Annotated in this window: 26 protein-coding genes, 3 other RNA genes and 2 riboswitches; of the genes, 25 read left to right on the top strand and 4 right to left on the bottom strand. The window is 35.7% G+C overall.

Translation table 11 applies throughout. The features are described from left to right. The first annotated feature begins 5 nt into the window (after positions 1-5). The 13 genes from MKX66_RS11840 (at position 6) to pbuX (ending at position 11,762) form a co-directional block, all read left to right on the top strand. Positions 6-692: a YppG family protein gene (locus MKX66_RS11840; RefSeq protein WP_256484643.1), complete on the top strand. Its 687-nt coding sequence runs from the start codon at positions 6-8 to the stop codon at positions 690-692. Positions 693-848: 156 nt separating this feature from the next. Continuing rightward, positions 849-1,301, top strand: coding sequence for a spore coat protein (locus MKX66_RS11835; protein ID WP_341086240.1), 453 nt, complete (start codon positions 849-851; stop codon positions 1,299-1,301). Between the two features lie 56 nt (positions 1,302-1,357). Then, the gene (locus MKX66_RS11830; RefSeq protein WP_002030808.1) at positions 1,358-1,912 is read left to right on the top strand and encodes a DUF1273 domain-containing protein; all 555 of its coding nucleotides are present in this window, start codon (positions 1,358-1,360) and stop codon (positions 1,910-1,912) included. Positions 1,913-2,009: 97 nt separating this feature from the next. After that, a complete protein-coding gene (gene gpsB / locus MKX66_RS11825) occupies positions 2,010-2,345 on the top strand; it encodes a cell division regulator GpsB (protein ID WP_000622426.1) in 336 nt (111 codons plus the stop codon). An 87-nt stretch (positions 2,346-2,432) separates the two neighbouring features. After that, an RNA gene (rnpB, locus tag MKX66_RS11820) (RNase P RNA component class B) lies at positions 2,433-2,824 on the top strand. Between the two features lie 180 nt (positions 2,825-3,004). Further along, entirely contained in the window at positions 3,005-4,144 is a 1,140-nt protein-coding gene (locus MKX66_RS11815; RefSeq protein WP_002011868.1) for a THUMP domain-containing class I SAM-dependent RNA methyltransferase, read from the top strand. Positions 4,145-4,205: 61 nt separating this feature from the next. Next, positions 4,206-4,388, top strand: a complete 183-nt coding sequence (locus MKX66_RS11810) for a DUF3921 domain-containing protein (protein ID WP_002126488.1) — start codon at positions 4,206-4,208, stop codon at positions 4,386-4,388. A 138-nt stretch (positions 4,389-4,526) separates the two neighbouring features. Beyond that, on the top strand, positions 4,527-6,464 hold the full coding sequence (locus MKX66_RS11805; RefSeq protein ID WP_002011942.1) for an ATP-dependent DNA helicase: 1,938 nt from the start codon (positions 4,527-4,529) through the stop codon (positions 6,462-6,464). Between the two features lie 118 nt (positions 6,465-6,582). Then, positions 6,583-8,100 carry a carboxypeptidase gene (gene ypwA / locus MKX66_RS11800; RefSeq protein WP_002030824.1) on the top strand — a complete coding sequence of 506 codons (1,518 nt, stop codon included), beginning with the start codon at positions 6,583-6,585 and terminating at the stop codon, positions 8,098-8,100. 48 nt (positions 8,101-8,148) lie between these two features. After that, positions 8,149-8,622 carry a GNAT family N-acetyltransferase gene (locus MKX66_RS11795; RefSeq protein ID WP_063217945.1) on the top strand — a complete coding sequence of 158 codons (474 nt, stop codon included), beginning with the start codon at positions 8,149-8,151 and terminating at the stop codon, positions 8,620-8,622. Positions 8,623-8,776: 154 nt separating this feature from the next. Continuing rightward, positions 8,777-9,535: a type I methionyl aminopeptidase gene (locus MKX66_RS11790; RefSeq protein ID WP_326996387.1), complete on the top strand. Its 759-nt coding sequence runs from the start codon at positions 8,777-8,779 to the stop codon at positions 9,533-9,535. Between the two features lie 104 nt (positions 9,536-9,639). Then, positions 9,640-9,741: riboswitch (purine riboswitch) on the top strand. 107 nt (positions 9,742-9,848) lie between these two features. Next, entirely contained in the window at positions 9,849-10,442 is a 594-nt protein-coding gene (locus MKX66_RS11785) for a xanthine phosphoribosyltransferase (RefSeq protein ID WP_002030831.1), read from the top strand. Positions 10,443-10,445: 3 nt separating this feature from the next. Beyond that, positions 10,446-11,762 (top strand): xanthine permease PbuX, encoded by a 1,317-nt coding sequence (gene pbuX / locus MKX66_RS11780; protein WP_326996388.1) that lies wholly within the window; start codon positions 10,446-10,448, stop codon positions 11,760-11,762. 15 nt (positions 11,763-11,777) lie between these two features. On the opposite strand, the gene MKX66_RS11775 is transcribed toward pbuX, so the two are convergent. Next, a complete protein-coding gene (locus MKX66_RS11775) occupies positions 11,778-12,941 on the bottom strand; it encodes a DUF418 domain-containing protein (protein WP_326996389.1) in 1,164 nt (387 codons plus the stop codon). A 381-nt stretch (positions 12,942-13,322) separates the two neighbouring features. Next, positions 13,323-13,478 carry a hypothetical protein gene (locus MKX66_RS11770; protein ID WP_002030839.1) on the bottom strand — a complete coding sequence of 52 codons (156 nt, stop codon included), beginning with the start codon at positions 13,476-13,478 and terminating at the stop codon, positions 13,323-13,325. A 192-nt stretch (positions 13,479-13,670) separates the two neighbouring features. Between MKX66_RS11770 and MKX66_RS11765 the strand changes: the two genes are divergently transcribed. Further along, positions 13,671-17,330 (top strand): dynamin family protein, encoded by a 3,660-nt coding sequence (locus MKX66_RS11765; RefSeq protein ID WP_326996390.1) that lies wholly within the window; start codon positions 13,671-13,673, stop codon positions 17,328-17,330. Between the two features lie 3 nt (positions 17,331-17,333). Here MKX66_RS11765 and MKX66_RS11760 read toward each other — a convergent pair whose 3' ends face one another. Beyond that, a complete protein-coding gene (locus tag MKX66_RS11760; RefSeq protein WP_000369740.1) occupies positions 17,334-17,588 on the bottom strand; it encodes a DUF3931 domain-containing protein in 255 nt (84 codons plus the stop codon). A gap of 71 nt (positions 17,589-17,659) precedes the next feature. Here MKX66_RS11760 and MKX66_RS11755 point away from each other — a divergent pair, with 71 nt between their 5' ends. From MKX66_RS11755 to ssrS (MKX66_RS11735), 5 genes are all read left to right on the top strand, one after another. After that, the gene (locus MKX66_RS11755) at positions 17,660-18,127 is read left to right on the top strand and encodes a GNAT family N-acetyltransferase (RefSeq protein WP_002189027.1); all 468 of its coding nucleotides are present in this window, start codon (positions 17,660-17,662) and stop codon (positions 18,125-18,127) included. 21 nt (positions 18,128-18,148) lie between these two features. Further along, entirely contained in the window at positions 18,149-18,421 is a 273-nt protein-coding gene (locus tag MKX66_RS11750; protein ID WP_002030845.1) for a YpbS family protein, read from the top strand. 2 nt (positions 18,422-18,423) lie between these two features. Further along, positions 18,424-19,257 (top strand): sulfurtransferase, encoded by an 834-nt coding sequence (locus MKX66_RS11745; protein ID WP_016101461.1) that lies wholly within the window; start codon positions 18,424-18,426, stop codon positions 19,255-19,257. Positions 19,258-19,373: 116 nt separating this feature from the next. Then, positions 19,374-19,556, top strand: a non-coding RNA gene (gene ssrS / locus MKX66_RS11740) — 6S RNA. 21 nt (positions 19,557-19,577) lie between these two features. Further along, positions 19,578-19,761: non-coding RNA, 6S RNA (gene ssrS / locus MKX66_RS11735), on the top strand. A gap of 55 nt (positions 19,762-19,816) precedes the next feature. Here the strand turns inward: ssrS (MKX66_RS11735) and MKX66_RS11730 are convergent. Continuing rightward, positions 19,817-20,266, bottom strand: a complete 450-nt coding sequence (locus tag MKX66_RS11730) for a hypothetical protein (RefSeq protein WP_002030848.1) — start codon at positions 20,264-20,266, stop codon at positions 19,817-19,819. Positions 20,267-20,349: 83 nt separating this feature from the next. Here MKX66_RS11730 and MKX66_RS11725 point away from each other — a divergent pair, with 83 nt between their 5' ends. The 6 genes from MKX66_RS11725 to MKX66_RS11700 all read left to right on the top strand — a co-directional run bounded on the left by MKX66_RS11725 (position 20,350) and on the right by MKX66_RS11700 (position 25,208). Continuing rightward, positions 20,350-20,661 (top strand): hypothetical protein, encoded by a 312-nt coding sequence (locus MKX66_RS11725; protein WP_002126505.1) that lies wholly within the window; start codon positions 20,350-20,352, stop codon positions 20,659-20,661. 3 nt (positions 20,662-20,664) lie between these two features. Beyond that, positions 20,665-21,900, top strand: coding sequence for a glutathionylspermidine synthase family protein (locus MKX66_RS11720; RefSeq protein WP_016101460.1), 1,236 nt, complete (start codon positions 20,665-20,667; stop codon positions 21,898-21,900). Further along, positions 21,897-22,283: a DUF350 domain-containing protein gene (locus MKX66_RS11715; protein ID WP_002086561.1), complete on the top strand. Its 387-nt coding sequence runs from the start codon at positions 21,897-21,899 to the stop codon at positions 22,281-22,283. Before MKX66_RS11720 ends, MKX66_RS11715 begins: the two co-directional genes overlap by 4 nt. Before the next feature lie 203 nt (positions 22,284-22,486). After that, positions 22,487-22,652, top strand: a riboswitch (M-box (ykoK) riboswitch). Between the two features lie 354 nt (positions 22,653-23,006). Then, a complete protein-coding gene (locus MKX66_RS11710) occupies positions 23,007-23,732 on the top strand; it encodes a P-type ATPase (protein WP_002011924.1) in 726 nt (241 codons plus the stop codon). Between the two features lie 132 nt (positions 23,733-23,864). Continuing rightward, a complete protein-coding gene (locus MKX66_RS11705) occupies positions 23,865-24,731 on the top strand; it encodes a 5'-3' exonuclease (RefSeq protein ID WP_002135339.1) in 867 nt (288 codons plus the stop codon). A 336-nt stretch (positions 24,732-25,067) separates the two neighbouring features. Next, on the top strand, positions 25,068-25,208 hold the full coding sequence (locus MKX66_RS11700) for an FbpB family small basic protein (RefSeq protein WP_001228051.1): 141 nt from the start codon (positions 25,068-25,070) through the stop codon (positions 25,206-25,208). Positions 25,209-25,238 lie beyond the last annotated feature (30 nt).

Raw genomic sequence — 25,238 nt, 5'->3', positions numbered from 1 at the left:
AATGCATGTTTCAACAACCTAATGTATATCAGCAAGCAAATCCATATGCACAGCAAAATATGTACCAATATAATGAGGATACATATTTACGATATAATATGTATCCTTTCGAGCCTCATTATGGAAACCAAAATTATTATCAACCATTTGAAGTGTCGTTTGGGAATCAACCGCAGCAAGCGCATATGAATCAGCCGCAACAAGCATATACGAATCAACCGCAGCAAGCGCATATGAATCAGCCGCAACAAGCATATACGAATCAACCACAGCAAGCGCATATGAATCAACCGCAACAACCGCACATGAATCAGTCGCAACAAGCGTATATGAATCAACCGCAACAACCGCACATGGATCAGTCGCAACAACCGCATATGAATCAGCCGCAGCAAATGTATACGAATCAACCACAGCAAGCGTATATGAATTCACAAAACTACATGTCGCCAGCTCAATATGTAAATCAACAAGCTATGTTTTATCCACCAAAACAACCATATCCAACGATGAATAAACAAAAGCAACAGCAACAGCAACCAAGTCAGTTTTCTAGTTTTGTTTCACAATTTAAATCATCAGATGGTAACTACGATGTAAATAAAATGATGAACACGGCTGGACAAATGATGAACGCGATGAATCAAGTAACGGGGATTGTTAAGCAAGTCGGGGGCTTTTTTGGTAAATAATAGTAGGGGGTTGTCTATAATAGGTATTACGTATGAAATTGGATACTAGACAAATTTCCATGAAATAAATGGGTATATATAACAAGCGGCTTTAGCCCCTCGCTCATATTGTAAAGTGTAGTCAGATTTTTTTAATGAGAGAGGAGAGAAAAAACTATGCATCATTGTCATCCTTGCTTTGGAGGGCATAAGCCTGTAGGACCTATTTGTACGGCAGCTCCTGTCATTCACCCAACGAAACAATGCGTAACACATTCTTTTTCAACAACGGTGGTGCCACACATTTTTCCAACTCATACAACGCATGTTCATCATCAACAAATTAAAAATCAAAACTTCTTCCCACAAACAAACTCGAACGTAAACGTTGTAGATCCTGGTGATCCAGGATTCGGCGGAGGATGTGGACCATGCGGTCATGGCCATCATCACCATGGGCATCAAATATCACCATTTGGACCAGGACCGAATGTATCACCATTTGGACCAGGACCGAACGTATCACCATTTGGACCAGGACCGAACGTATCACCATTTGGACCAGGACCGAACGTATCACCATTTGGACCAAATATCGGACCAAACGTTGGTGGAATGTTTAAAAAGTAAATGATATGTTAGAACTAGCGAAATGCTAGTTCTTTTTTTGTAATTGGAGTGTTGATATGAAGGTTGTTGCTGTAACAGGATATAAGCCGTTTGAACTTGGAATATTTAAAAATGATCATCCAGGAGTAGAGTGTATAAAAAAGGCGCTGCGTCGTAAATTAACTGTTTTTGTAGAAGAAGGTTTGGAGTGGGTTATTATAAGTGGTCAGTTAGGAGTAGAGCTATGGGCTGCTGAAGTTGTTTTTGAAATTCAAGTAGAATATCCAAATTTAAAATTAGCTGTATTTACTCCTTTTTTAGAACAAGAGGAAAATTGGAAGGAAGATAACCGTGAATATTACGAATTTATTCTTTCACAAGCAGATCACATTGATAGTATTACGAAACGGAAGTACGAAAGCCCAGAGCAATTTAAATTAAAGAATCAATTTTTTATTGAAAAAAGCGATGCACTTTTAGCTGTATATGACGAAGAAAAGTCTGGGAGCCCTAAATATATTGTAGAAGCAGCTAAGAAAAAAGGAGAAATAGAAAATTATCACAGTTATTTCATTCTTTTTTCTGATTTACAAGATATAATGGAAGAGGAACAGTGGAATAATGCAGAGTAATATGTAATATAGTACTCGTATATTTGATTGACAAAAGGCGTTGTTTCTGAAAAAATTTAGTTAATGAAAGCTTTGGCAAAAATTTGAGGTGAAGAAAATGATTTCGGATAAAATTAAATTAACAGCGAAAGATATTTTAGAAAAAGAATTTAAAACAGGTATGAGAGGTTATCAACAAGAAGAAGTAGATAAGTTTCTTGATATGATTATTAAAGATTATGAAGCTTTTCATAAGGAATTTGATCAATTAAAACAACAAAATGCTCGTTTGAAACGTGAATTAGAAGAACAAAAAGTAGCGGCAACACAAGTTCCGCAACAACCGGTACAAACACCAGTTGCACAACCAGTGTATAACAATACGAATACGGATATTTTAAAACGTCTATCTAATTTAGAAAAAGCTGTATTTGGAAGTAAGTTATACGAATAAATTAAGGTAACAAAAAGGTTAAAGCATTTTACATAGAAAAAAACATTGCAAAATCTTTTTGTTTCCACTATACTAATGTTTGTCATAACGTTTGGGTAATCGCTGCAACGCCAACGTTGTAGAGGAAAGTCCATGCTCGCACGGCCTGAGATGGCTGTAGTGTTCGTGCCTAGCCAAGTCATAAGCTAGGGTATTCTGGCTGCAAGGCTGGTTTAACGGCAGGGAAAAAACCTAAGTCCTTTCGGATATGGTTTGACTACCTTTAAAGTGCCACAGTGACGAAGTCCTTGAAGAAATGATAGGAGTGGAACGAGGTAAACCCCACGAGCGAGAAACCCAAATAATGGTAGGGGAATCTTTTCCAAGGAAATGAACGACGGAAAAGGACAGGTTTTCGTAACCTGTAGATAGATGATTACCACCGGAGTACGAGGCGTGGGCCGTTTGCAGTACAAAGGAACAGAACATGGCTTACAGAACGTTATGAACCAACTATGAAATAACTCAGCTCTCCTTTGTTAGAGGAGGGCTTTTTATTTGTATGAAGTTATAAGTTGTGAGTTAAAATGGTAAGTGAGAATATTCTTCGTAATATGTGATAATTAATAGGACAACATGTTATTAATTATTGTTTGATTATACATAAGAGGTGAATGTAAATGGGAAAAGTTACTTTAATTGCAACAGCGGCAATGGGTATTGAAGCGTTAGTTGCCCGAGAAGTTCGCGATCTTGGTTATGAATGTGAAGTGGAAAACGGAAAGGTAACGTTTGAAGCGGATGAAAAAGCGATTTGTCGTACGAATTTATGGTTACGTACTGCAGACCGTGTGAAAATTAAAGTCGGCGAATTTAAAGCAACAACATTCGATGAGTTATTTGAAAAAACAAAAGCGTTAAACTGGGGAGATTATATTCCAGAGAATGGAGAATTTCCTGTTATTGGGAAATCTTTGAAATCAACATTATTTAGCGTTTCAGACTGCCAACGTATCGTTAAAAAGGCTGTTGTTGAGAAATTAAAAACAACGTATAGACGCACAACTTGGTTTGAAGAAGATGGACCGTTATTCCGTATTGAAATTGCAATGCTCAAGGATATTGCGACGTTAACAATCGATGCGAGTGGTGTAGGTCTTCATAAACGTGGATACCGTCTTGAGCAAGGTGAAGCGCCTTTAAAAGAAACATTAGCTGCGTCTTTAATTAAGTTAACAAACTGGAAGGCGGATCGTCCTTTCGTTGATCCTTTCTGTGGATCTGGTACAATTCCAATTGAAGCTGCATTAATTGGACAAAATATCGCACCAGGATTTAACCGAGGCTTTGCATCGGATGAATGGGGCTGGGTTGGTAAACAAAATTGGCGCGAAGCTCGTCAAGAAGCTGAAGATTTAGCTAATTATAATCAACCATTGCAAATCATTGGATCAGATATCGATCACCGTATGATAAGAGTTGCCCAAGATAACGCAGAAGAAGTTGGATTAGGGGATCTTATATCATTTAAACAAATGCAAGTAAAAGATTTCACGACAAAAGAGGAATATGGCTATGTTGTAACGAATCCTCCATACGGAGAACGTTTAAGTGAAAGAGCGCTTGTTGAAAAATTATATAAAGAAATGGGAGAGGTATTCCGCCCATTAGATACGTGGTCAATGTATTTATTAACAAGTTATGAAGCATTTGAGAAATGTTATGGGAAAGATGCATCGAAAAAGCGTAAACTGTTTAACGGATTTATCCGTACAGATTACTATCAATACTTCGGAAAGCGTCCACCGCGTAATTCATAGTATAAAACTCCTCCAGCACGCATATACTGGCTATTATGTAATGCGTAAAGGAGGAAGTGATATGGATAGTTTCCAATTATCGATGATTCAAAAAGCTATTCACCGTACGTATGATGAGCTCGGAAAAGAAGTGGATAGTCAAGGTGCAATTGTAGATGGAATACAAAAAGCGCAGGAAGAATATTTGTCAGCTCTTTCACATGAAACAGCGATTGATAAACGTTATTTAAGGTCATTAATATAGAAAAAAATTTTCCTTTTTCGAAAGGAAAATTTTTTTTCGTGTATTTCTATGTATTGTAACAGGGGAAAGTGGCTGCACACATGTGAGTAGCAGTTGCTATATCTTTTTATAGAAAAACTGTTTGGTTGGAGGCTAAGGATGTTTACTGAGAATAGGTTACCATTTGAAGTAGGAAAACAAGATAATTTTTATGATAAGTTGAATGAGTGGATTGGAGATGTGTTTTACGACATTCTTCCGGAAAAGGGCTTTGAAGAGCGTGATGAACAGATTTTTATGGCGTTTCAGTTAGAGCGCGCTTTCCAAGAGAAGAAAGTTATGTTTGCAGAAGCGGGTGTAGGAACAGGGAAAACAATTGTATATCTTCTATATGCAATTTGTTATGCACGTTATACAGGGAAGCCGGCTATTATCGCTTGTGCAGATGAAACGTTAATTGAGCAGCTTGTGAAAGAAGAAGGAGACATTGCTAAGTTATCTGAAGCATTAGGGCTATCTGTTGATGTTAGACTTGCGAAGTCAATGGATAATTATTTATGTTTACGTAAACTTGAAGATGTTATGAGTGGACGAGCTCCAGAAGTAATTGAAGATGTATATTACGAATTACCTCAGTTCGTATTCGATCATGGTACGATGCAGAACTTTACTCACTATGGTGATCGAAAAGAATTTCCGCTGTTAAATGACGAGGAATGGTCAAAGGTAAACTGGGATTACTTCCAAGATTGCTTCACTTGTGATTCTCGTCATCGTTGTGGTCAAACTCTTTCGCGCGAGCATTATCGTAAAGCGGCAGATTTAATCATTTGTTCTCAAGATTTCTATATGGATCATATTTGGACGTACGAAGCTCGCAAACGTGAAGGACAAATTCCGTTATTACCAGAAAGTAGCTGCGTTGTATTCGATGAAGGGCATCTTGTAGAATATGCAGCTCAAAAAGCTTTAACGTACCGTTTAAAACAAACGATGATGGAGCAACTTTTAACGAGATTATTACAAAATGATATTCGTGAAGAGTTCGCACATTTAGTAGAAGAAACAATTTGGCAAACTGAACAATTCTTTGGGGTACTACAAGAGAATAAAAAGGAAATTGAAGGTTCTGATCGTTTAGAAATTACTGTGACAGAAAAGGTAACTGCAGAAGCGAAAAGACTTTATGCGAAAATCGGTGAAGTCGGTGATGCATTAGTATTTGAAAGTGAAATGCATACAGTAAACACATACGATTTAAATATTGTTGATGAGCATTTAGATGTGTTAGAGCATTCACTTCGTCTTTTCATGCACGAGAAAAATGTAATTACGTGGGGTGAAGAAGGCGATGGTGCTTTCACGTTAGTTATTATGCCGCGTGCAGTTGAAGAAGTGTTACAAGAAAAAGTATTCTCGAAGAAGATTCCATATATTTTCTCTTCTGCGACATTATCTGACAATGATTCGTTCGCATTTACTGCAAATAGTCTAGGGGTAAAAGATTACTTATCATTCTCAGTTGCTTCGCCGTTTGATTATGAAGAGCAAATGACAGTAAACTTACTTCCGTATACGAAAGAAAATGAATGGGAAAGAAAGTGTCAATATACACTTGAAAATATACAAAAAACAAATGGACGTACACTCGTATTATTCCGTACAACGCAAGAACTTGCAGCGTTTAAAGAATATGTAAGTAAAGAGCAAATGTCAGTTCCGTTCCTATATGAAGGAGATCAAGAAATTAGTCAGCTCGTTTCTCGTTTCCAAAATGAAGAAGAGACTGTACTTTGTGCCGTTCATTTATGGGAAGGTTTAGACATTCCAGGTTCATCATTATCACATGTTATTATTTGGTCATTACCATTCCCTCCAAACGATCCTGTGTTTGAGGCGAAGCGTAAACATGTGAATGATCCATTCTGGGACGTAGATGTGCCTTATATGATTTTACGTCTTCGCCAAGGAATTGGACGTTTAATTCGTACAAGTGAAGATAAAGGTGCTATATCATTATTCTTATCAGATAATGAAGATGAAAAAGTGATAGAAGCAGTGAAGAAAGTACTTCCGGTAGAAGGAAAAGTACTTTAAGCGAAAAAATGTTGTAGGGAAAAGTTTGGCATTTGCCAAGCTTTTTTTCTATTAGAAAAGGAATTTATGTTTCAGTGTCGAAATAAGTTTGAGGTAGAAAAAGGAGGTTTTTTATACTATGACAGTTGCTACATATGAAGTGGAAAAACAATTTTTAACATATGTCAAGAAGATAGAGAATTACGGAGAGGCATTAAGCTTAATGTTTTGGGATTTAAGAACAGGTGCACCAAAGCAAGGAGTAGACCAGCGTTCAGAAGTAATTGGAATGCTTTCATCCGAAGTGTTTGCGATGTCGACTTCAGATGAGATGGGGAACTATTTAACTGAACTAGAATCTTTAATTGTTGAAAATAAACTTTCTGAAACGACAAAGAAAATGGTTGAAGAGTGTCGTAAAGAATATGATAGAAATAAGAAAATTCCACAAGCGGAATATGAAGCGTATGTGAAATTAGAAGCGAAAGCGGAAAGTGTATGGGAAGAAGCTCGCGAAAAATCTGACTTCGAAATGTTCCGTCCGTATTTAGAAAAAATTGTTGAATTCAAAAAGAAGTTTATTACATATTGGGGTTACGAAACGTACAAATATAACACGCTATTAGACATGTATGAGCCGGGAATCACAGTAGAAGTGTTAGATCATGTATTTGGTCAACTACGTGAACGTATCGTTCCGCTTGTGAAAGAAATTTCTGAGTCTAAAAAAGAATTAAAAACAAATGCTTTAGCTGAACATTTTTCAAAAGAAAAACAAAAGAATTTTACTTTAGAGTTATTAAAACAATTGAACTATAACTTTGAAGCGGGTCGTCTTGATGAAACGGTACATCCTTTTGAAATTACATTAAATAGAGGGGATGTTCGTATTACGACTCGTTACGATGAAAAAGATTTCCGTATGGCAGTGTTTGGAACAATTCATGAATGTGGCCATGCTGTATATGAACAAAATATTGCGGAGGAATTTGAAGGTACACCGCTATGTAGTGGAACTTCTATGGGTATTCATGAGTCACAATCATTATTCTTTGAGAACTTTATCGGTCGTAATAAATCATTCTGGAAGAAAAATTATGATTTATTAAAAGAGTATAGCGATGGTCAATTCAATGATATATCAGTAGATGAGTTTTATGATGCGATTAACGAATCGAAGCCATCGTTTATTCGTATAGAAGCAGATGAGCTTACATATCCGCTTCACGTCATGGTTCGTTATGAACTTGAGAAAGAATTATTTGATGGTACATTACAAGTGAAGGATTTGCCAGCGGCTTGGAATGATAAGATGGAAGCATATTTAGGAATTCGTCCGGAAAACGATGCACAAGGTGTATTGCAAGATGTTCACTGGGCTGGTGGTTCATTTGGATACTTCCCATCTTATGCGCTTGGTTATATGTATGCAGCGCAATTTAAACATAGGATGCTAAAGGATATTCCAAATTTTGATGCATTATTAGAAGAAGGAAACGTGACACCAATTCGTGAATGGTTAACAGAAAATATTCACCAATATGGCAAAACGAAAAAACCACTTGAAATTTTAAAAGATGTGACAGGTGAAGGTTTAAATGCAAACTACTTAGCTGATTATTTAGAAGCTAAATATAAAGAGATTTATGAGTTATAAAACAGGAGCTGCTTAATTGCAGCTTTTTTTTATGAGGGAGTGAGAGAAATGGGTTATATGTTTACAGTAATGTCGCAAGCGGAAGCAGAAGAAATTGCATATAACTGGCATTATGAAGGGGAGTATTCCTTTTATGATATAGAGGCAGATGAAGAAGATTTAGCTGAGTTTTTAGAGGATGAGAGTAGAGGGAATCATACATTTTCTGTGAAGGAAAATGGTACTCTCATTGGTTTCTTTAGTTTTAGTAACATAAATAATCAAACGGTTGATATAGGTCTTGGAATGAGACCTGATATAACTGGGAATGGATTTGGTCTACAGTTCGTAAAAGCTGGACTAGCTTTTAGTAAAGAAAAATACGGATGCAATTATATAACGCTATCAGTAGCGACATTTAATGAAAGAGCGATTAACGTGTATAAAAGAGCAGGATTCGAAGCTGTTGGAACGTTTATACAGAAAACAAATGGTAGTTGTTTTGAGTTTTTGAAAATGAATTATATATGTAAAAATGTTTAAAAAACAGAGGAGAGCTTCTGTTTTTTTATTTTGATGTAGAAATAAATGATGTTTGTTTTTGTACTTGTTGTAATTAGAAGTTTTGAAATTTTGGAAGAGGATGTGTATGATTGAAGTTTAGTAGCAAATAGCAAGTTTAGTAAGGAGAGGTAGTATGATTACAATTAAAACGAAAAATGAAATAGATTTGATGCATGAATCTGGGAAGTTACTAGCTTCTTGTCATAGGGAAATTGCCAAAATGATGAAACCAGGAATAACGACACAACAAATTGATACGTTTGTTGAAGCGTATTTAGAAAAGCATGGTGCAATATCTGAACAGAAAGGTTACAACGGGTATCCATATGCGATATGTGCATCTGTAAACGATGAAATGTGTCACGGTTTCCCTAGTGATGTACCTTTACAGGAAGGAGATATTGTGACAATTGACATGGTAGTAAACTTAAATGGTGCGCTCTCGGATTCTGCATGGACGTATATAGTTGGAGATATTTCTGATGAAGCAAAAAGGTTATTGTTAGTAGCTGAGAATGCTTTGTATAAAGGGATTGATCAGGCGTTAATCGGTAATCATGTAGGAGACATTGGCTATGCAATTGAAAGTTATGTAGCAAATGAAGGTTTTTCTGTCGCAAGAGACTTTACGGGACACGGAATCGGTAAAGAGATTCATGAAGAACCAGCGATTTTTCATTTTGGTAAACAAGGACAAGGGACTAAGTTACAAGAAGGAATGGTAATTACAATTGAGCCCATAGTAAATGTAGGTATGCGATATTCTAAAGTAGATTTAAATGGGTGGACTGCAAGAACGATGGACGGTAAATTATCAGCTCAATATGAGCATACAATTGCGATTACAAAAGATGGTCCAATCATTTTAACGACGCTTAAATATGAAATGTAAGAGTTTGCAAAACTCGAACAAAAATAGTATTTTCATAAAATTCGTACGTGTTTTTTTAATAAATGCTTTCCAAAATTTAAAAAGTGCGTTATAATCCTTCTATAAAATAAATAGTTAGCTACACTCATATAATCGCGGGGATATGGCCTGCAAGTTTCTACCGAAGTACCGTAAATACTTTGACTATGAGTGAGGACGAATATATTTGCTTGTTTAGCATTCTTTTTTTGCGAAACTCCAAAAGCGCGTCTCTCACTTGTAACGAGTGGTGGCGGCTTTTGGAGTTTTTTATTGCATAAGAGGGGGAACAAACATGAAAGTATTACAAGAAAAGATTTTGAACGAAGGAAAGGTTTTATCTGGTGACGTATTAAAGGTAGATGCATTTTTAAATCATCAAATTGACCCAGTACTTATGCAAGAGATCGGAAAAGAATTTGCTAAACGTTTTAAAGAAGAGAACATTACAAAAATCGTGACGATTGAATCTTCAGGCATTGCACCAGCAGTTATGGCTGCATTAGAGCTTGGTGTAAAAGTAATCTTTGCAAGAAAACGTAAATCGTTAACGTTACAAGATAATATGTACGTTGCAAACGTATATTCATTTACAAAACAAGAAACGAACGAGATTTCATTATCTCGAAATCATATTGATGAAAATGATCGCGTTTTAATTATCGATGACTTTTTAGCAAACGGTCAGGCTGCTTTAGGTTTAATGAGTTTAGTAGAGCAATCTGGAGCAAGTATTGCGGGAATTGGTATTGTTATTGAAAAAGCATTTCAAGATGGAGGAAAGAAGCTGCGTGAACAGGGTGTTCGTGTTGAATCACTAGCAGAAATTGCATCACTTGATAACGGCACAGTTACATTTGTACAGCAAGAAACTGCGGAGGTGAAATAAACGATGAAGCAACATCCATTTAAAATCGCATCGCTTGGTATGCAGCATATGCTTGCGATGTATGCTGGCGCAATTATCGTTCCGCTTATTGTGGGCGGCGGACTTGGTTTAAATCAAAAAGAGTTAACATATTTAGTCTCGATTGATTTATTAATGTGCGGCGTTGCGACAATTTTACAAGCATTATCAAATCGCTTTTTCGGTATTGGGCTTCCGGTTGTACTTGGTTGCACATTTACAGCGGTTGGGCCGATGATTGCAATCGGGAAACAATACGGCGTGTCTTCTATTTATGGAGCGATTATTGCTGCTGGGTTATTCGTTGTTATTTTTGCGAAATTATTTGGAAAGCTTGTAAAGCTGTTTCCACCTGTCGTAACAGGATCTGTCGTTACCATAATTGGAGTTACACTTGTTCCAGCAGCAATTAATGATATGGCTGGAGGAGTAGGAAGTAAAGATTTCGGTAGTCTTGAAAATTTAGCGTTAGCATTTGGTGTATTATTATTTATCATTATTATGTATCGTTTCTTTGATGGATTTATCCGTTCAATCTCTATATTACTAGGTCTATTGTTCGGTACAATCGTTGCAGCATTTATGGGGAAAGTAAGTTTGCAAGCGGTTGGAGAAGCGGATTGGTTCCACGGTATTCAGCCATTTTACTTCGGTACACCAACATTTGAATTAACGCCAATTATTACGATGATTTTAGTTGCTTGCGTAGGGATTGTAGAAGCAACAGGTGTATATTTCGCATTATCTGATATTTGCAATAAAAAGATCGGTGAAAAAGAATTAACAAAAGGCTATCGCGCAGAAGGATTAGCGATGGTTCTAGGTGGTATTTTTAACGCATTTCCATACACAACATATTCTCAAAACGTAGGACTTGTTCAATTAACTGGAGTAAGAAATCGCGTCATTATCTATACTTGTGGTGGTATGTTAATTGCTCTTGGGTTTATTCCTAAAATCGCAGCCATTACAACAATTATTCCGAAATCAGTACTTGGCGGTGCAATGCTAGCAATGTTCGGCATGGTAATGGCGTATGGCATTAAAATGTTAAGCAGTGTTGATTTTGGAAAACAAGAAAATTTATTAATTGTTGCATGTTCTGTCGGAATCGGACTTGGAGTTACAGTCGTTCCAACGTTATTCTCACAGCTTCCGGAAAACATCCGTATTTTAACAGATAACGGAATTGTACTTGGAAGTGCGTCAGCAGTACTATTAAATATTGTATTTAATATGGTGCCGCAGCGTAAAGTAAAAGAAGAGCCAGTGTCTATGCAAAGTGCAGTAAGAGAAGCGTAAAAAAGCAAGGTCTCATTATGAGACCTTGCTTTTCTTTTTAAGTGGCATCATTTTCCCGTACGTACCAAGACGCCAAATGTACTCAAGTGGCCCATATTGATAACGTGACAGCCACCAGCGGCTAATAAAGATTTGCAACGTGTAGAAACCGATGCAAAATAGTGGTCCTACCCATAATGGAGCGGGATAATAATTTTTGAAAAATAGGCCGAATACAAGTAACGTAATAATCGTATGCGTGATGTAATTTGTTAACGCCATTCGTCCGACATATTGGAACGGACGTAATAATGTTTGCCATCTTTCTTTTTGTAATAAACGCATGAGCGTGAAAATGTAGAATATGAATAATGTTTTTCCACTAAACATTGTAAAGGCCTGCATATAAAATGGTTCATAAGATGGTTTTGATAAGAAGTAACGGATCATGAAGAACCACATTGGTAATGTCAAAATGAACATAATGATTTGCCATTTTTTAAGCTTTGGATCTAACTCTTTCGTGCGGCGGAAAATATCTTTTTTGCCGGCGTATAAACCAAGTAAAAATAGTCCAACTGTTTCTGGGAGCATGAATACATTTAGTCCAATTCCTTCAGAATAAAATGCATGGAAACGATTTTGTATTTGTGACACCCAGTCTTCAAGTGGCATGATCGGTAAGGAAAACCCTAACTCTGCCTTTGGTACTAAGGCAACCACTATACTAGCGATTAGCATGAAAAATTGAAAAATGCTTAGTAAAACTAATGCCCATATTAAAATAGTACGAGGCTCTCTCTTATAAAATAACAATAAGAAAAATCCAGCGATGGCATAACTATGTAAGATGTCTCCGTCCCATAAAAGAACGTAATGCAAGAAACCAAATAATAATAAAATGAGCAAGCGACGAACAAATAAAGTTTTTGGGCGATCCGTTTTCGCTTCAGCACGAGTCATAAAAATGTAAAAGCCTAGGCCGAATAAAAACGAAAAGATAGTATAAAACTTTGTTTGAATAAACATATCGTAAAATAGACGGATATAGCTATTTAGCCCCTCATAGACTCCTGAAAGATCACGTGAGTCGATCCCAGCGATAACAGGCCAGTTAACAAGAAAAATACCTAGTACAGCTATTCCTCTAATAATATCGATGGAATGTATCCTCTCGCCTTGTGAAATATTTTGTGTCATTATTTTCCTCCTTGTTAAGTAATTCCCTTTTATCCCGCATTAACAAGCAGTAAGACTCCCACCTCAAAATTCAGTGAATACGAGGAAGTTAGGTGGGAGTCGGGCTGCTTGTAAAAGCCCGATTGGTTCAACTAATAATTAGTGGGGATGGGAAATATCCCCACTAATTACAGTTTCACTCTATTATACAAAATGTAAAGAGGAGGGTATATAGGTAATTTCCAATTTTTAAAACTGCTAAGATGTGCATTATGAGATATAATAAGAGTGCACAGCAAGTTTTAAACTTCTTTAAAACAGGCAGTAAAGCTCCTTTTCCCGAAGGAGCTTTCTTTTTTTAGAAATTTGTTGATAATGATTCTCTTTAATGATAAAATGTATTCAAAAGTGATAATCATTATCAAAAAAAGGTTGGTGTGTTAATATGGTGTATGCACTTGTTGCAGGAACGATTGCTATATATGTTGGTGTTACAAAGTATGTTTTAAATGGAGTAGGAACAACAAAATGAATAATATTACATAAAATCCCTTTCATTTGTAAAAAGAATGAAAGGGATTTTTTATTTTTGATGTGAATATGCTGAAAATTTAGTATGATAATAAAGTGAAACTTTAATCAGCGGGGAGGTCTATCCCTCACTGATTACTAGCCCGCACGAAACGGGTTTTTACTGCCCACAAATAGCGGGATAAAGTATATACATCTTGGATAAAGGGGAACAAGGGGATGACAAACATAGTACAGACAAACGGTATGAAAAAACTTGTTTGTTTTTATGAAGAGTGGCAAAAAAACGGCGATGTAGAGAATAGTTTGAAGTTGTTTGAAGTGATTCAAAAATATAAACAAGAGCAGCTTATGCTAGCTTTTTGTGGTCATTTTTCTGCGGGGAAATCGACAATGATGAATCACCTATATAAAGCGCAATTATTACCGACAAGTCCGATTCCAACGAGTGCTAACGTTGTTAAAATTGAAAGAGGATCTGATCGTGTTGTTGTAACGATTAAGTCAGGAGAACAGTATGAATATGACGGCGCATATTCAGCAGAAGAATTAAAACAAATATGTAAAGACGGTGATGAAGTAATTGGTGTTCATATTTATCGAAATGATGCGCCAATTCCTGATGGGGTTATGTTAGTTGATACGCCCGGAATTGATTCTACGGATGATGCCCACCAATTAGCGACGGAATCAACACTGCATCTAGCAGATGTTATTTTCTATATGATGGATTATAACCATGTCCAATCAGAGGTTAACTTACAGTTTGTTAAAGAATTGAAACAACGTAATAAAACGGTTTATCTCGTTGTAAACCAAATAGATAAACATAAAGCAAATGAGTTATCGTTTGAAGAGTATAGAGATAGTGTAAAACAGTCTTTTTCTAACTGGGATATTGAAGTAGATGGTATTTTCTATACATCATTGCGAATGATGAATCATCCATACAATGAAATTCAAAGTTTAGAAGCATTAATCTTTTCTATCATGAAAGAAAAAGAGCAGTATGTAAGAAAGGGAATGGAGCGAGAAACAGAATATTTACTGCAAGAACATTGTTCGTTTATTCTTTCTGAAAATGAAAAACATCTCATGAAATATGAAGAAGAATTAACATCACCACTGTCACTTTCAGAGATAGTTGAAAAAAAGGAAGAGTTAACTGAAAATAAAAATCGGGTGGCTAGTAAAGAATCTGATGTGAGAAATGAATTTATAAAAGGTTTACAAGCCATATTAGATAACGCGTATTTAATGCCATTTGAAATGAGAGAATTGGCAAATAAATATTTAGAAACGAAATTAACGAAGTTTAAAGTTGGCTTGTTATTTGCGAAAGGAAAGACGGAGCAAGAAAAACAGAGACGTGTAGATGCTTTTTATTCTGCTCTTCAAAAGACTGTTGAAACGCAACTTGATTTTCATGTGAAAGAATTTATTGTAGCCTTCTTAAAAGAAAAAGGGTTATTTACAGAGGAAATAGGGAAAGACATATATGCGTTAGAAATTGCTTTCGGACCGGAAGTGTTGGCTGAAACAATTAAACAGGGGGCTGGATTTACCGGTGATTACTTACTTCTTTATACTGCTGACGTTGCAAATGAGTTAAAGAAAAGATACTTTATGAAATCTCAGCAAATCTTTGGAAAAAGTACGGGTATATTGCAGAAGAAAGTGAAGATAGAGATTGCTCGTATTGAAGAAGAAATTGAAAAATATACGATGTTACAAACAGCAAAAGAAACAAAATTACAGTACATTAAGACGTATGAGAAATATGAGAGCTATTTAGGAGATATTTGGAATGAAAATGTTTCTATACCAGATGGATTGCAAATAGACGAAATATTACAAAGTAAAAAACAAGTTGTTAGTGAGAAGTTTAAACTACAAGAGCAAGAAATTGTAAATGATAACGTAGCGGCTAGTGAAGAAGAGATTAAAGGAACGAAAGCTTTAAATATTCAGCGTATATTAGAAAAAGTGAAGAAAGCTGAAACGATATTAGATCCATTGCCTACACTGAAACATCTACAGCAAGAAGTAGTTGGAAAAAGACAGCGTGTAGAAACGAAGCAATTTACAGTAGCGTTATTTGGAGCTTTTAGTGCTGGGAAATCATCATTTGCTAACGCATTGCTCGGTGAAAAGGTACTTCCTGTATCGCCAAACCCAACGACAGCAACAATAAATCAAATTTTGCCAGTTACAGAAGATAAACAACATGGAACGGTAATTGTCCAGTTTAAATCAGAGCAAGCGCTGTTAGAAGATATGAAAGCTGTTTATAAAATGTTTCACTATGAAATTGCTACATTGGAAGAAGCGTTAACGAAAATTGATCAAATTATGAAATACCCTTCACCAAGCGGGAAGCAAAAAACAACATTTAGCTTTTTGCGAGCGGTACAAAAAGGATATGAGGCAGTTGCTAATCATTTAGGGGAACAATTACAAGTTACGTTAGAGGAGTTCTCTGATTATGTAGCTAATGAAGAAAAATCATGCTTTGTTGAGTATATGGAGCTTTATTATGATTGTGCTTTAACAAGGCAAGGAGTAGCTCTTGTAGATACACCAGGGGCGGATTCTATTAACGCGCGTCATACGGATGTTGCATTCCAGTATATTAAAAACGCAGATGCTATTTTATTCGTAACATACTATAATCATGTTTTCTCTCGTGCAGATCGTGAGTTTTTAATTCAGCTCGGTCGTGTAAAGGATACATTTGCACTTGATAAAATGTTCTTCTTAATAAATGCTGCCGATTTAGCGCAATCTGAAGAAGAACTTGAAATGGTAAAAGGTTATATTGCGGATCAGCTCCTGCAATACGGTATTAGAAATCCACGTTTATTTGCAATTTCAAGTTTATGTGCGCTTGAAGAAAAGCTAGGGAAAAGTATTGATAAAGAAAAGTATGGTATTTTACAAAACTCCGGGATTACTAAGTTTGAAGAATCATTTACGTCCTTTATGATGAGGGATTTAATGCTTGTATCTGTGCATGCTTTATATGGTGCATTACAAGGAGCGAATCAGCTTCTTGTAAATATGATAAATGGCGCAAAGCAGGGAAATGATGAGAAAGAGAAGCAAACAAAAAAATATGAAGCAGAGCGTAATCAGCTACTTCATATTATTTCATCATATAGTGTACTTGCTGAAGAGCAAGCAATGCAAAATGAAGTGAAAGAATTGCTTTATTATGTACACCAACGTCTATTTTTACGCTATAACGATGTGTTTACTGAATTTATTAATCCGGCGTCGTTACGAACAGATGGGAATGTGAAAATGCAGTTGCAGCAATGTGTAATGGAATTAGTTTCATTTATTCAACATGATTTATTACAAGAAATGCGTGCGACATCATTACGTCTTGAAAAATGGATAGATGAAGCGATGAAGCGTGCAAAGGATGAAATTGTTGTGAATTGCAAAGTGGAAAATGAATCGATTTCTATGGGTGGAACAGTGGATTATGAATATAAAATTATTACACATAAAGAGCCGTTTCCTTCAATAGAAATAAAAGATTTTAAAAAGGCACTAGCACATTTTAAAAATGAGAAAAGCTTTTTTGAAAAAAATGATAAAGCTTTTATGCAAGAAGACGCTAAAGGAGTGTTAGAACCTTTCGTATCAAACTATGTAGTTGATGAAGAAGATTTATTTGTTCATCATTATAAGCAAGAGTGGGATGCAAAATGGAACCTATTCCAAAAGGTGATGCAGCAAGATGTTGAGAATTATTATGAAAGTATATTATTCGCTTTAGCTGAAACAATTGATGTATCACTATACGAACAAAGTAAAGAAGAGCTACAAAAGCAGTTAGTAGAAATTGAAAAAGAAATTTATATTAAATAGCTGTTATGAAAAAAAGATTCGTTCAATTTTCTTTTGTAGTACAGTATCTAAAGATTTTACAAACCCTGCAAACTCATCAGTAGAAATCATATGGGTAAGAACTAAGCGTCTGCCGTCTGGTGTTTCACCGCATAAGACGAATGAAGAAAACTCATACGTTTTGTTTTCTACTACTAATTTTGGATAGGAATATGTGTCGCTCTTCTTTTTCTTTCCATCAATAGAGATGACGTTGCATTTTTTCTCATTGTTGTCCATGGTGAATCCCTCCTTTCTATTATCTATGGTAGACAAGGGGGGTTTAGAACAATAGAGGAGGGGGAATTTTTATGTCTGTTGTCATAGAGCGTATTTCGAAAGAAGCTATACCGAAATCTTTATTACTCCTTGCTGATCCAAGTGAAAGCCAAATTGATGCATATGTACAGAGTGGGTTTACGTATATAGCTAAACAAGAAGAAAGAATCATCGGTGTATATGTGCTTTTGGAAACAAGACCAAGGACAATGGAAATTATGAATATTGCGGTTGTAGAGCATTTGCAAGGAAAAGGGATTGGAAAGCAGCTATTAAGTCATGCCGTAGAAACTGCTAAAGGATATGGTATGTCAAAACTTGAAGTTGGTACAGGCAATTCTAGTGTTTCACAACTTGCTTTATATCAAAAATGTGGATTTCGTATTTTTTCTATTGATTTTGATTACTTTTCAAAGCATTATGAAGAAGAGATTATTGAAAATGGGATTGTATGTCGTGATATGATTCGGCTTGCAATGGAATTGAATAAGAACGTATAACTTATTTAGGGGGAAGAGAAGATGGAAGTACATAAAGCAATTACAGCACATTCTCGTAAACAAAATGAAAGTGTAAAAGCATGTTTACAATTAGATGCGCAGCGTGAAGCAGCTATTGAAGCAGCCGTATCTCTTGCGTCAAAGGGGAAAGAATTTTCGGTTGATATCATTAATGTTGTAACAAAGCAAATTAATGATCTTGCAAAAAATGGTGTTACACTGCAGCGTAAACTTGTTACAAAAGATATGGTTATGGAGTATGTAGGTCGTTTGCAAGAGAAAGAAGGTCGTTAAAGATGGTTGTTACAGTCGAATGGTTACGTGAGCATATAGAAGATGAGAATGTCCGTATAATCGATTGTCGATTTGATTTAGCGAATCCTAATTGGGGTAGAGAGAAGTATGAGGAAGAACATATTCCTCATGCGTTATATTTTGATTTAAATTTAGATTTATCAAGTCCTGTAGCAGAACATGGTGGCCGCCATCCGTTGCCAAATATTGAGGAGTTTGCAGACAAGCTTTCACAGGCCGGGATTGATGAACATACGACAGTGATTGCGTATGACAGTCAAGCTGGTGCAATGGCTTCTCGTTTATGGTGGTTATTAAACTATGTAGGACATGAGAAAGTGTATATATTAGACGGTGGATTTCCAGCTTGGAAAGAGAATGGATTACACACAACGCCGAATATCCCAGTTATTGCACGAAAACCTTTTATACCGGAAATACAAGAAAATATGCTTGTAACGATGGAAGATGTGAGAGGGAAAATTCGTGCAGGTGCAAATATGACATTAATTGATTCTAGGGAACCAAAACGTTATGCTGGTGCGGAAGAGCTCGTTGATTCGAAGGCAGGGCATATTCCGACGGCAGTAAACTATTTTTGGAAAGATGGGATTTTAGAATCGGGACACTTTAAAAACGAAGAGGAACAGCAAGGGCGTTTCCAAAATCTTGATAAAGAGAAGGAAACAATCGTATATTGTGGTTCTGGTGTTACAGCGTGTCCGAACATAGTTGCATTAAAATTAGCTGGTTTTCAAAATGTTAAATTGTATACAGGTAGCTGGAGTGATTGGATTTCTTATCCAGAAAATCAAATTGCAAAAGAAGAAGATTAATCACTTGCATGCAAAAATAATTTGTATTAAAATAAGGTCACAAGCAAGAGATTGCTTCAAAAAAATTATATTTTACACATTGGAAACAATGTGATAATATAACGACAAGTAAATAATACATCCTGCGGTGTGCGTAACTTATTTATGTCTAAAACCGATGTTAGTTTTACGGAAGCTCAATATTTAGTGACCATTATCAAGCCTTCCTTGTGGAGGAAGATATACGGTAACTGTGAGGGCATCCACCTGCGAGTAGCGGGTTTTTGGACATTTACGAGAGACGGCACTTGCGGGGGTCTTATTTCAACTAATAGTATATAAAATTCCTACGGTGTACGTAGCTTGTGTATGTCTTAAACCAATAAGTATAATGCGGAAGTTCAATATTTAAATGTAGATAGCAGGCCATCTTTTTAAGAAGGAAGTTACAAACATTTGTGAGAACATCCACCTGTGAGAGCAGGTTTATGGACATCTATAGATAACGGCATATGTGGGACTATATAAAAAACCTTACGTTTTATACGTAAGGTTTTTTTGTTGAATAAATATACTCATGTTATCTCGATTTACCTGTAAAGTTCCCATAATAAATATAGCACTTGCGGTCTTCATCAATTTCTCTTGAATCGAGGGTGAATTCCAAATGTATTCCATCCCGTTGAATATATATAATATCTGAATGGAGAGAGGGTAAGATATCCTCGTAATTCCAAATATCTTTACTTTCTATCATAATTGAGCAGGTTTCCTTTAGTTCTCTAATTTCAAAACCTATGTGCGAGTATGTAGGATCTGAAGGGTCGTTGGAAAAAACTTCTTTTTGTATATATAACACTGCTGTTCCGTCTGGATCTACTGAAGTTGCAGTAACGATATATGTATTTCCATCTTTTATAAAATATTCACAAGTCATGCGCGCGACAATTTCAGAATTAGAAATATTTGCGTAGTTCCATAAAGCTGGATACCCGTTTGTTTCATCATTGAGCCGATATTCCAATCGCATTTTATCCCTCTTCTTCCTTTTTCTTCTACTTTATCATGACATCTTATATAATAGAAATATAATTTAAAAAGGGGAGTGCAAAGGTGACAAAAACGAAATGGCTAGTAGGTGGTGTCCTAACATCTTTAATGACGGGCACTTTATTTGGCTGCGCGCAAGATATTCCCCCCGAACCGAATGATAATAGTTGTTCTGATTGGGATTGGGATGATGAGCTTGGTGTTTGGCAGTGTGATGATAGTAGTTCAGGTTATCGTGGACATTACTTTTATGGTGGTACATACTATCAAAATAAATCCACCTTCAAAAATTCATCAGAGTTTAAAACTTATCAATCTTCGGCCGAATTTAAAGGTGGAATTGGAAGCGGTTCAAAGGGAGGATTTGGGGGCTAACATATGTCGCAATACATAAGGGATCGAAAAGAGTTTTATTCGAAATATCCGAATTTTTGGTCGGATTTATATGAATGTGAGTATAGTTTGTTTCATGTTTTCCCGATAACAGAGCAAACGATGAAACAATTACAAGTAGCAACTGAACGAATGGGGAAAATATTTTTTAAGACTGCTAGAATTCTTCGGAATTTATCTAATGAACAGCTTCTTGAACTCGGTTTTCCAACTGCAAGCTTGCCTTTTATTAGACTGAAAGGGATGTATCCTGAATCTGTTATTTCACGATTTGATTTTGCTTTAACAGAGGATAATCGTATTAAAATGCTTGAGTTTAATAGTGATACTCCAACTTTTATTGTGGAATGCTTTCAAATGAATGGAAAAGTTTGTGAAGAACTTGACTATGATGATCCAAATGCAAATCAAGAGCGCTTACTTTCTTCTGGTATTACAAAAGCCGTAATGGAGTTTACAAAAGGAATGGAAGATCCAAATGTTGTTTTCACAGCTCATCCTGAACATATAGAAGATTGGAATACGACTATGTATTTGAGTAGGCTATGTCATGTTGAAAATAAAGTAATGCCAATGACAGAACTTAGAATTACAGATGATGCTTTAGTAGATAGAGATGGTGTACCAATTGATGTTTTGTATCGCCAAACATATCCAATTGAAGACTTAATTGAAGATCAAGATCCCGAAACGGGGGATTTGGTGGGAGTAGAACTTTTGCAACTTGTAAAAGAAGGAAAGCTTTTTATTATAAATCCTTTGTCGGCCTTTTTACTTCAGCCGAAATCAATTCAATGTCTTATTTGGGGATTAGCAGAAGAAGGTGCTTTTTACACAAGTGAGGAACAAAAGTGGATTAAAGAATATATGCTTCCTACATATTTAGAGCCAGATTTATTTTTTGGGAAAAGTCCGTTCGTTCAAAAACCTTCGTTCGGTAGGGAAGGTGACACGATTACGATTCGTGATAAGGATACAAATATTATGATTCGAAATGCACATGAAACGTATAAATCGTCACTGCCTATATTTCAGAAATATACAGAGCTTCCAGTTGTATTTTTGGAAACTGAAAAAGGAATTGAGAAGCTGTCGTACGTGTTTGGGGCTTTTTTAATTGCTGGAAAAGCGAGCAGCATCGGTATACGTGCCGGAGAAAAAATTACGGGAAATGAATCGTATTATTTACCGGTAGGTATTAAGAAGGAGGAAAATAAATGATTAATTTTTTACTATATTTAGCAGTATCACTTGTACTTTTGTGTATCGGTCTTTTTCTTATGGAAGTGACAACGAAAGTTAAGGAATTTAAGTTAATGGCTCAAGGGAATAAAGCGGTAAGCTATGTACTTGGAGGAAGACTACTTGGTCTTGCTATCGTTTTATATTCAACGGCTGCTAATTCTATTTCAATTCTTGATATGGTTTCATGGGGAGCTGTTGGGATTTTAGCTCAAATTATTGTCTTTTATTTAGCGGAATGGCTTACACCACGTTTTAATATTAATAAAAGTCTTGAAGAAGATAATCAAGCAGTTGGTCTTTTCCTTATGTTTTTATCACTTTCCATCGGAATTGTAATTGCTGGTTGTGTAACGTATTAAAACCCTTACATTTTAACGTAAGGGTTTTATTTTTCATTTGCTAATTTTTTGCAATATGTGTTCAATTAATTTATGTAGCCGAACGCTGAGCAGGATGCGTATTAGTGTACTAAACTCGAGATAGTTATTGTAATAAGGACAAGTTTCCATACAAAGTGTTGACATCTATTTTAAATAAGAGTAACATTTTCTATGTAATTATAATAAGTCTCTGTTAGGTGAGGCTCCTGTATAGAGAAATGCTACTGCCCAAAAATGTCGAGAGACGCCAATGGGTCAACAGGAATGATCGAATTAAGGTTTTTCTTAACGTAGCTGGTAATGAACCTATGCTATACAGTGCTAAAACTCGGCGAGGGAGAGGTCCATAGATTTCTAATTGTATTATATTAGGAATCGCTTATTTGTGTATGCAATGACCTTTGCTCTCTTATGAGTAAGGGTCTTTTTTGTTAGCAAACTATGAATAATTTCATAGTATAGATTATAACTAAAAAATTAAAGAGGAGGTGAGGAGCATGTCAAATTCTGACTCGGTTCCGTTACCCATATACTTCAAATCAAAAATATATGATGTAGGCAGGAAACGACTTGTTCCTCCCTCTATATTTATCATAATGTAGCGTTTATTCGAGTATTTAAGCGCTAGACACTTTCACAGTAAAGTGGATAAATTGAGAAACAAAGCGTTTCTTCCTATGTTGTAAAGGAGGAGACGATAATATGTTATATGTAAATAAAAGTGTGGGTAACACTTCGTATAAATTAAGTAAAAAAGCAATGAAAGAACAAACAATGCTTCAAAAAAATAAAGATTTATTAATTGAAATCGCAACAAGGGATGTAAAATCTGTATTTGCGTATTTTAAAACAACAAGAGACGGACTATCTATGAAAGAGGCACAAAAGCGTATTCAAGTATACGGACGAAATGAATTAACTTCAAAAAGAGCGCGTATTGCGGAAGTAATGATGAAGCTAAGTGGAATGATCCCAGGTCTTTCAAAACAAAATATGGGTGATGAATTACAATGTGAAACAGTTACTGTTTCTAGAGTAGCTGGCTGTAGCGTAACAGGGCTAAACAGTGAACTAAAAATGATGAAATTACCAGTACAAGAGCTTGTACCTGGAGATATGATTTTTCTTGCAGAGGGCGATACAGTGCCAGCAGATGTACGTATTATTTATGCAAATGATTTATTAGTAAATGAATCTATGCTGACAGGAAACGATGCTAGTATTGAGAAATTTGAAAGTTGCTATCATCTTGAACGTAAACGATTTATTCCATTAAAACGGATGAAAGACTATAATCCACTTGAACTTGAAAATGTATGTTTCAAAGGTACGTATATTGTTGACGGAAATGCAAAGGCTGTAGTTGTTTCGACAGGTAAAAATACGTATTCAGGAATACTTCATACTTGTTGCGGTAGAATGTCTTAATGTGTTAATGATGCTAAATATACAAAAACAATGTATAATAGACAAAGTTGAACAAAAACGTAGAATGGTAATCTATATATAACCTTACGTGATAACGTGAGGTTATTATTTTTTGTTAGTAGGAGAGGAATTATGAAAAAAGTATTATTAGTTGATGGTATGGCACTATTATTTCGTGCTTTTTACGCAACAAGTGTATATGGACAATTTATGAAACGACAAGATGGTACCCCGACGAATGGGATTCATGGTTATATGAAGCATTTATTAACAGCAACACAAGCAATCGAACCAACGCACATTGTAACGTGCTGGGATATGGGAAGTACGACATTTAGAACGGAATCTTTCTCGAATTATAAAGCAAATCGTGCAGCACCGCCGGAAGAATTAATTCCGCAATTTGATTTAGTGCAAGAAATGACTGCGAAATTATCTATGCCTGTAATCGGTATGAAAGGTTATGAAGCGGATGATTGTATCGGTACGCTTGCAAAACAATATTGCAATGAAGCGGAAGTTTATATTTTGACAGGCGATACAGATTTACTTCAACTTGTTGATACGAATGTTACAGTTATGCTTCTTCGTAAAGGAATTGGAAATTACGAGTATTACACACCGGAAAAAATCATGGAAGAGAAAGGTGTAGAACCTTGGCAAATTGTTCATGCGAAAGCTTTCATGGGAGATACAAGTGATAATTATCCGGGTGTAAAAGGTATTGGTGAAAAAACAGCGTATAAGCTGATTCAAGAATACGGGACAGTATCGGCAGTGCTAGAAAATATAGCATCATTAACGAAAGCGCAGCGCACAAAAATTGAAAGTGATTTAGAGAATTTAAATATCTCTTTACAATTAGCGCAAATTCATTGTGAAGTTCCAATTTCATGCTTATTAGAAGAAGGGTTACACACAATGGACGAAGAAAAACTACGCTTTGTTTGTAACGAAATGAATTGGGGAAGACCTGAAATATTAATTAATATGCTTTAAAGAGCATGGAAAGGTTGATCAAATATATTTTTGATTAACCTTTCTTTTTTTGTTCACAAAGTTGTCAGAAAATAAACGGAATTTTCATCTGAAGTTCAAATGGAATTCACAACAATCAATTATTATAAGGACACACAGATAAATCCTTATCCCACATTAACGGGAGATAGGACTTCTATCTCAGTATTATAGCTGAATAAAGAGTGATGATGGAAGAGTAACTCCCTGTAAAAGCCCGATTGATGTAGGCTAATAATTAGTGAGGGTAAATCCTCTCATTGATTAAAGTTTCAAGTTATCTTTTATATAAACCATCCCCCAAGGAGGAAAATAAACATGCGAAAAAAAGTGAGAAAATCCTTTAAACAATTATTAATAGAAAATAAACAATCCCTACTAACTAATAAAGAGAATATGAAAGAAATTGAAGAACGGATTGAGAAACGACATGTAGCATATAGTGCTGCTAGCAATTGATAATTTTGTTTATGAAAAAAGCTTGTAGTT

The sequence above is a fragment of the Bacillus sp. FSL R9-9530 genome (genome assembly GCF_038008145.1).
Taxonomy (GTDB): Bacteria; Bacillota; Bacilli; order Bacillales; family Bacillaceae_G; genus Bacillus_A; species Bacillus_A mycoides.
Note: the sequence above shows the minus strand (reverse complement) of the source record. Positions and strands in the feature narration are given on the sequence as shown.

Coding starts and splice junctions, on each gene's coding strand:
- MKX66_RS11760 (WP_000369740.1), bottom strand. CDS start 17,588: ATGGACAACAATGAGAAAAAATGCAACGTCATCTCTATTGATGGAAAG.
- MKX66_RS11705 (WP_002135339.1), top strand. CDS start 23,865: ATGAAAAAAGTATTATTAGTTGATGGTATGGCACTATTATTTCGTGCT.
- MKX66_RS11720 (WP_016101460.1), top strand. CDS start 20,665: ATGTCGCAATACATAAGGGATCGAAAAGAGTTTTATTCGAAATATCCG.
- MKX66_RS11785 (WP_002030831.1), top strand. CDS start 9,849: ATGAAAGTATTACAAGAAAAGATTTTGAACGAAGGAAAGGTTTTATCT.
- ypwA (WP_002030824.1), top strand. CDS start 6,583: ATGACAGTTGCTACATATGAAGTGGAAAAACAATTTTTAACATATGTC.
- MKX66_RS11830 (WP_002030808.1), top strand. CDS start 1,358: ATGAAGGTTGTTGCTGTAACAGGATATAAGCCGTTTGAACTTGGAATA.
- MKX66_RS11715 (WP_002086561.1), top strand. CDS start 21,897: ATGATTAATTTTTTACTATATTTAGCAGTATCACTTGTACTTTTGTGT.
- MKX66_RS11775 (WP_326996389.1), bottom strand. CDS start 12,941: ATGACACAAAATATTTCACAAGGCGAGAGGATACATTCCATCGATATT.
- MKX66_RS11745 (WP_016101461.1), top strand. CDS start 18,424: ATGGTTGTTACAGTCGAATGGTTACGTGAGCATATAGAAGATGAGAAT.
- MKX66_RS11710 (WP_002011924.1), top strand. CDS start 23,007: ATGTTATATGTAAATAAAAGTGTGGGTAACACTTCGTATAAATTAAGT.
- MKX66_RS11810 (WP_002126488.1), top strand. CDS start 4,206: ATGGATAGTTTCCAATTATCGATGATTCAAAAAGCTATTCACCGTACG.
- MKX66_RS11795 (WP_063217945.1), top strand. CDS start 8,149: ATGGGTTATATGTTTACAGTAATGTCGCAAGCGGAAGCAGAAGAAATT.
- MKX66_RS11765 (WP_326996390.1), top strand. CDS start 13,671: ATGACAAACATAGTACAGACAAACGGTATGAAAAAACTTGTTTGTTTT.
- MKX66_RS11835 (WP_341086240.1), top strand. CDS start 849: ATGCATCATTGTCATCCTTGCTTTGGAGGGCATAAGCCTGTAGGACCT.
- pbuX (WP_326996388.1), top strand. CDS start 10,446: ATGAAGCAACATCCATTTAAAATCGCATCGCTTGGTATGCAGCATATG.
- MKX66_RS11750 (WP_002030845.1), top strand. CDS start 18,149: ATGGAAGTACATAAAGCAATTACAGCACATTCTCGTAAACAAAATGAA.
- gpsB (WP_000622426.1), top strand. CDS start 2,010: ATGATTTCGGATAAAATTAAATTAACAGCGAAAGATATTTTAGAAAAA.
- MKX66_RS11790 (WP_326996387.1), top strand. CDS start 8,777: ATGATTACAATTAAAACGAAAAATGAAATAGATTTGATGCATGAATCT.
- MKX66_RS11700 (WP_001228051.1), top strand. CDS start 25,068: ATGCGAAAAAAAGTGAGAAAATCCTTTAAACAATTATTAATAGAAAAT.
- MKX66_RS11815 (WP_002011868.1), top strand. CDS start 3,005: ATGGGAAAAGTTACTTTAATTGCAACAGCGGCAATGGGTATTGAAGCG.
- MKX66_RS11770 (WP_002030839.1), bottom strand. CDS start 13,478: ATGAAAGGGATTTTATGTAATATTATTCATTTTGTTGTTCCTACTCCA.
- MKX66_RS11730 (WP_002030848.1), bottom strand. CDS start 20,266: ATGCGATTGGAATATCGGCTCAATGATGAAACAAACGGGTATCCAGCT.
- MKX66_RS11840 (WP_256484643.1), top strand. CDS start 6: ATGTTTCAACAACCTAATGTATATCAGCAAGCAAATCCATATGCACAG.
- MKX66_RS11755 (WP_002189027.1), top strand. CDS start 17,660: ATGTCTGTTGTCATAGAGCGTATTTCGAAAGAAGCTATACCGAAATCT.
- MKX66_RS11805 (WP_002011942.1), top strand. CDS start 4,527: ATGTTTACTGAGAATAGGTTACCATTTGAAGTAGGAAAACAAGATAAT.